Here is a 3,871-nt window from a genome sequence, read left to right on the forward strand (position 1 = left end):
CGCATATCTACTGAATTTAGATAATAGTAATAGGTGTGCTCTGTTCCTAATCCTAACATGGTTTTATTTTTTACAAAAATCAAAAGAAATTGGGAACCCCACAAGATGTGCATAACCAGACGCTTACTTAAAAGGAACCGTTATGCTACCAAATTGATTATTTGTAGAGGCTTGTTTTATAAATAAGGTAAAATCGCCACTAATAATAGTTAAAGGTTGCAAGCCAGCATCTAAAGTTTCTTCATCATAGATTTCTATACTTGGGTAAATTAAAAAATCTGAATAATAATCTGTTGCAGCCACATCATATTTAGAGATAATTTGCTTTATTTTAGATTTCATTTTAGCAAAATTGCCAGTGCTAATTTTTTCTTCATTTTGAGGCATTACAATAGATAAAACAATTCTAGAGTTTAGCAATTCTTGATTGTCTTGCGCTTTTACAGTACCAAAAGAAATACAGTAAAATAAGATGATTAACGTTTTAATTTTCATGGTTAAAGTTTTTATGGTAAAACAATTCTAATAGTTCCTTCAGACACAGAAGGTTTACTTCTTTTGGCTTTTACACCATCTTTTCTATTGCAAATTTTAGCAATTGCTCTAGAAATACTTTTTGCAAAATCGTTTACAGAATAATTGTTGCCAGCTGCTGTTTTTAACGGAATTCTAACTTCATCAAAACTTAAAATATTATCTGAATCTTGTTTAATTCTAAACTGGTTTTTGTAGGCATTTTGTTGTACCCATTCTGTTATTAATTCTGCTATGAAATCTGCATTTTCACCAATCTCATCATCTAATTTAAACACACTGTTTTCTGAAACCATAATTTCTATGGTAATGGCTTTTCCTAAACTTACAATTTGCCCAAAAGCTTCGTTTATACCGTCAACAAATTTTTCTATTCTATTTTCTTCCGTTAAAACACGATCTACTAAATAGCCGTAATCTGTTGTTTTAAAAGGAGGAGAAGATGCAGTAGGCAAATCATACAGCGCCATTCTAGACGAAGCCTCTATTGCTTTTAAAGAAACTTGTACACTGTTTGTAGTGCCACCATCTTCAGAATGAACATTGATAAAAGCTTTGATGATAATATCTGTTCTTGCTTCTGCATAAATAGCTTCTTCTACATTAAAAGTGGCATTTTTTATGGTGTTTACAGCTTTAGATCTTTTAACCTGGTTAATCGTTTCTTGCAAATCTTTAGGTCTAAAACCTCTTTCTTGCAAAGAATTATTTACCCTTGCAATAATAGATTGCCATTTAAAATCATTTTCGAATAATTCTAACGCATTTTGACCCGATTTGGTAAAAGGCATCACCATGATTGTAGGTTGCACTTGGGCTACATTTTGAGCAATTATTTTAGAGGATGCAATAATGAACATTGCAATTAGTATAATTTTAAGTTTCATGTTTTAGTTTTTAAAATCCGAATTTTCTGATCACTTTTTTCTGTTCTAAATCTTTACGCAGCGGTTTTACGTTGATGAAAATATCTACAGCAACTACTAAAGCATCAACCATATCTTGTTTTCCTCCCTTTTTTTTATCCAACTTTGTTGCAATTACTTTTTGATTTTGGCCGCCAACAAATGTGGTTTCAGAAATAAAAGTTAAGAATCTTTTGTACCCAAAAAAGTCCTTAAAATAAGTGTTATGTTGTTGTTTTAATTCATTTTCATTGTAACCAATTAATGGTTTAGAGATGCTAGAATTTGGAATTCCTCTAAAAAAAAGTGTTTCCATTGCTCTCCATTGTGCGTCTTCAATAGCGGTAATTTCATTGTTGCCATAACCAAGCACTCTTACAATTAAAATATCGCCAGTATAATCTTGATACGTTACTTCTGAAGTTGGAAAAAAAGCAACCTGCTTTTTAGAACTACAACTTGTAATCATAAAAAGGGTGGCTGTAATTAGTATAATTTTTAGTTTATTAGTCATTGTTTAAGCTTTTACAAATTATTTTTTTACCATCAGTTAAATATTTATGAATCTCTTTTCCGCCATCAGTAACTTTTGCTTCAGAAAAATCTTCACTTAAAACCCGCGTTATTTTTAGTTCACCAATAAATTTTGGTAGTGGTTTTCCTAGTGAATTGTCTATAAAATAGACTTCAAATTTTTTGCCTTCGGTACTTCCAATTTTAGAGCCTCCATCTAGCAAAACAGTTTGTGCTTTTCCTTTTTTCTCCTTTTCTATTCTTACTAGATTTAATTTTATAGGAAAACTAGAAGAAAAATAGGCACTTAAAGGAGCTACAGTTGTTTGTATGGCGCTTTGGAAAGCACTTTCTGGCGTTAGTTTAATTTCACTGTTACTTGATGAAAAAGTAGCAGTGCCGTTTTGAATAATCTCACCGCTTTCTGTGTTTATAATTTTAGTGGTATACGTAATTGTTGCTTTGTAGCCTTTGCCAGCATTTAACCGTATAAATTTAATACTCGTTACAAAACCAGTTAAAGTATATTCTGCGCTGATAGTTTTGTTTGCCTCGATCCAGTTTTTAGATTTATAGTTTTCTTGTGATACTGAAATTGCCTGTTTTCTGGCAGTGCCGTCTAAATCTATAACTTGAAATCTATTTTGTTGATTTAAAACATCTAAAACTCTTTCAGAAACCATATTGGCAAAACGTTCTTGTTTTACATTTGCCGCCTTAAATTTTGCTACGCCAACTATTAATCTATAATCTTCACGTTCTTGAGCATTCGTTTTAAAAGCTGTTAACGCTAAAAACAAGAATAAAACTGATATTGATTTATACATCATCCTTTTTTTTCTTTGTGGTTTTATTCTGCTTTTAATTGTTCTATATATTCTTTTGAAGCTTTTAAGTTATTCACAATTTTTGGCAGTTGTGCAATTATTGCTGCCTGAAAAACACCAGCTGTAATAGCATCTTTGCCCATTAAAACTTTATCCATCATATTTGCCATCGTAATTTCTTGCGTGCTTAATGCAGCCAAAGCAGTCAGTGCAGCTTGCTTTAATAATAAATCTCCACCAATTTTTAAAGAATTATTTACGTCATTAAGTTCTTTACTTCCTAGATTCTTTATTTGATCTGAAGACATTTTATTGCATTTAGCATCATACAAAGTATACGCTGTTATTTTGCCAAGCGCCGGATCATCAATTTCATTAATATCAACAGAAAATAAGTTGTAGGTTTCTCTTAATTCTATGGTGTTTTTATACAGCTCTTGTGCGGCAGATAAGTATAGATAAGAACTTCCGCCAGACCAGTATTTAGCTTTTTTAAGTGGTTTTGTTATTTTCTTGACAAAAATAACAGGAGAATTTTGCGCTTTAACACCTTTTATTAAGATATAATTTAGCTCATTATTTTTAGAGTTTTCTACTTTTTTATCCACCTTTTACTTTTTAATTTTTTGCGTGAAATACTTTTTAGTAAAATTCCTGATTCATTTAAAGTACAATCGGTAGATTTAAAAACAAGCTTTCCGTTTTCAACTATAAGACTCCCAGAATAGGTTTCTATAGAGTTATCGTTTATTGTTTCGTTGTCTATATTTACATTTTTTAAGTTTACATCGTTCAAGTTAATCGTATGTAAGTTGGTAGCAATTTCTTGTGCTATAGAAGTATAAGTGCCTACAAAAAGTAGCGTAATATATAATAGTTTAAAATTTCTCATTATATTTTAGTTTAGGTTAATATGTCAAATGTGGCAGACAATCAACCATTAAAATATACCTACAAGTAAGTAATTACTCAAGTTTCGCACCTCCAAAGAACGTAAGAACATTGAGATTTAGATTTTTTTTTGAGTGACTTTAAGTAAGTTAAACACTTGATCATTACAAGTTTATTGCTTTTGTTCCAAAACTGACTTTT

6 protein-coding genes are annotated in these 3,871 nt (G+C 30.7%); all 6 read right to left on the reverse strand.

Annotated features, from left to right (window positions below):
- Positions 1–123: 123 nt before the first annotated feature.
- Genes ES044_RS17915 through ES044_RS17940 form a run of 6 tightly spaced genes read right to left on the reverse strand, consistent with a single transcriptional unit; the run spans position 124 to position 3,671 of the window.
- Positions 124–495, reverse strand: a complete 372-nt coding sequence (locus tag ES044_RS17915; RefSeq protein ID WP_147120700.1) for a hypothetical protein — start codon at positions 493–495, stop codon at positions 124–126.
- Between the two features lie 11 nt (positions 496–506).
- The gene (locus ES044_RS17920) at positions 507–1,421 is read right to left on the reverse strand and encodes a DUF6175 family protein (RefSeq protein WP_147120701.1); all 915 of its coding nucleotides are present in this window, start codon (positions 1,419–1,421) and stop codon (positions 507–509) included.
- 10 nt (positions 1,422–1,431) lie between these two features.
- The gene (locus ES044_RS17925; protein WP_147120702.1) at positions 1,432–1,953 is read right to left on the reverse strand and encodes a hypothetical protein; all 522 of its coding nucleotides are present in this window, start codon (positions 1,951–1,953) and stop codon (positions 1,432–1,434) included.
- Entirely contained in the window at positions 1,946–2,782 is an 837-nt protein-coding gene (locus ES044_RS17930; protein ID WP_147120703.1) for a hypothetical protein, read from the reverse strand. The genes ES044_RS17925 and ES044_RS17930 overlap by 8 nt, the downstream gene beginning before the upstream one ends.
- A gap of 20 nt (positions 2,783–2,802) precedes the next feature.
- Positions 2,803–3,387, reverse strand: coding sequence for a hypothetical protein (locus ES044_RS17935; protein ID WP_147120704.1), 585 nt, complete (start codon positions 3,385–3,387; stop codon positions 2,803–2,805).
- On the reverse strand, positions 3,372–3,671 hold the full coding sequence (locus ES044_RS17940; RefSeq protein WP_147120705.1) for a hypothetical protein: 300 nt from the start codon (positions 3,669–3,671) through the stop codon (positions 3,372–3,374). The genes ES044_RS17935 and ES044_RS17940 overlap by 16 nt, the downstream gene beginning before the upstream one ends.
- Positions 3,672–3,871 lie beyond the last annotated feature (200 nt).

This window comes from Polaribacter sp. IC066, from assembly GCF_007997085.1.
Lineage (GTDB): Bacteria > Bacteroidota > Bacteroidia > Flavobacteriales > Flavobacteriaceae > Polaribacter.